Raw genomic sequence first — 1,970 nt, 5'->3', positions numbered from 1 at the left:
AACAAAGCCGTAAATGCTGGTCTGTTGGTAATCCCAGTAAGTGCCTATAATACTTCACAAGATTGTTCTGGTTGTGGTGAAAAAGTACCGAAAAAGCTGCATGAAAGATGGCATAACTGCCTACATTGTGGATGTAGTCTTGACCGCGATCACAATGCTGCGATAAATATAAAAAATAGGGCGGTGGGTCATCCCGCTCTTAAAGCTCGTGCGATTCGTTGATTGGGGAATCACGGTAATCAGTCCGTAAATAGCCAATCCAACCCCCTTGGGTTGAACTCTCAGATTGATATAGGTGAAAGTCCTATCCGCTAGATTCAGGCGTGACTCCTTATCTGCCCACACCGAGTAAGCTCGATTCTTACAGAGTGAAGCTGGGAACAGGGCGCAATCAGACAACTGTTATGGGTTGACACTGGCGCTAACAGGGAGTTTCTAAGGTGAAATCGAGCCTAGAAAAGTAACCCAAAGGAAAGCGGGGCATAAATGTCGAAACACCCCGACTTCATCAGAGTTAAAACCCGCTGCATCCTTGAGCTTAGTAGCAGCATGAATCCAGGGTTTCTGATGGTTAAATTGGCTACACCTAATGGAACAATCCATCATCTGAGGGAACGAATAAAAACGAATCAAAAGTCTTGGGACGGTCGAATCCCAGGTAGGTAAGACGAGATACGGAATCCCTTTGATTCGGGTAGGACAGCGAGTAATTTCGCTGAGGTATTCAGAAAAACACTTAACGGAGTCAGAGCATGATTAGGCACAGCCACGAGGCTAGTGAATCTTGGAAAAATCTAAATTGGAAGAAATTTCGACGCGATTTATTTCGCCTGCAATGTAGAGTGTTTAAAGCTATTCGAGAAGGAAACAAGCGCAAAGCTCTGTCACTTCAAAAGCTTATTCTGAAATCCAAAGCGGCTAGGTTTTTGGCGATTCGTCAAGTATCACAGCTAAATACGGGAAAGAAAACGGCAGGAATTGACGGCAAAAAGTCCCTTACCTTTAAGGAACGATTTGAACTAGAGGAACTGTTGAAAATATCCGGTAACAATTGGATGCACCAAAAGTTACGCTCCATCCCGATTCCGAAGAAGGATGGCTCTACACGGATACTTAAAATTCCGACTATTGCGGATAGAGCGTGGCAATGTCTCGCAAAATACGCAATAGAACCCGCACATGAAGCACTATTCCATGAACGCAGCTACGGTTTTAGACCAGGACGCTCGGCTTGCGCGTTGCCCAAAGAATCTTGTTTCAAAACTTAAAATCTGATGCCAATGGAATCAATAAACGGGTTATAGAACTCGATATTGAAAAGTGCTTCGATAGGATAAGCCATGCCACAATTATGGAAAACCTTATTGCCCCTAAAGGCACTAAAGGAGGTATATTCCGATGCTTAAAAGCCGGAGTAAATCCTGAATTTCCCGAACAAGGTACACCCCAGGGTGGTGTGGTTAGTCCCTTGTTAGCAAACATTGCTCTCAATGGAATCGAAAGTATCCATAGATACAACAGAAGTAAAAGAAAACGGATTACACAAAACACCTCAGAAAAGGAAATAGTGTATCCATCAATCCGCTACGCGGACGACATGATAATCGTACTTCGCCCCGAAGACAATGCAGAAAAGATACTTGAAGATATCAGCCAATTCTTAGCCGAAAGAGGAATGAAAGTAAGCGAAAAAAAGACAAGAATAACCGCTGCGACAGATGGATTTGACTTCCTGGGTTGGCATTTCAAAGTGCAAAACAACGGTAAATTTAGAAGCACTCCCTCAGTGGATAATTTTAAAAAGTTCCGTCAGAAGGTAAAAGCTATCGTTAATAACTCGAATTATGGTTCTAAGGTGAAAGCTGAAAAATTAGCACCAATAGTTAGAGGATGGAGAAACTACCATAAGTTTTGTAAAATGGATGGTTCACGATTTTCGTTGTATCACACACAATACAGAACATATAAGG

At 42.7% G+C, this 1,970-nt stretch carries 3 protein-coding genes; all 3 read left to right on the top strand.

Annotated features, from left to right (window positions below; genetic code table 11):
* A partial coding sequence (locus tag QUB66_RS29545) for a zinc ribbon domain-containing protein (RefSeq protein ID WP_332970792.1) occupies positions 1-222 on the top strand: 222 nt, incomplete at its 5' end.
* Positions 223-752: 530 nt separating this feature from the next.
* Positions 753-1,268, top strand: coding sequence for a reverse transcriptase N-terminal domain-containing protein (locus QUB66_RS29540; protein ID WP_332971310.1), 516 nt, complete (start codon positions 753-755; stop codon positions 1,266-1,268).
* Positions 1,253-1,970 (top strand): reverse transcriptase domain-containing protein (locus QUB66_RS29535; protein ID WP_332970788.1); only part of this gene is annotated, 718 nt, incomplete at its 3' end. The genes QUB66_RS29540 and QUB66_RS29535, both read left to right, overlap by 16 nt.

Source organism: Microcoleus sp. A2-C3 (assembly GCF_036706065.1).
GTDB lineage: Bacteria > Cyanobacteriota > Cyanobacteriia > Cyanobacteriales > Microcoleaceae > Microcoleus.
Note: the sequence above shows the minus strand (reverse complement) of the source record. Positions and strands in the feature narration are given on the sequence as shown.

Bases quoted from the DNA above. Each gene is read 5' to 3' on its own strand.
- QUB66_RS29540 (WP_332971310.1), top strand. From the start codon at position 753: ATGATTAGGCACAGCCACGAGGCTAGTGAATCTTGGAAAAATCTAAAT.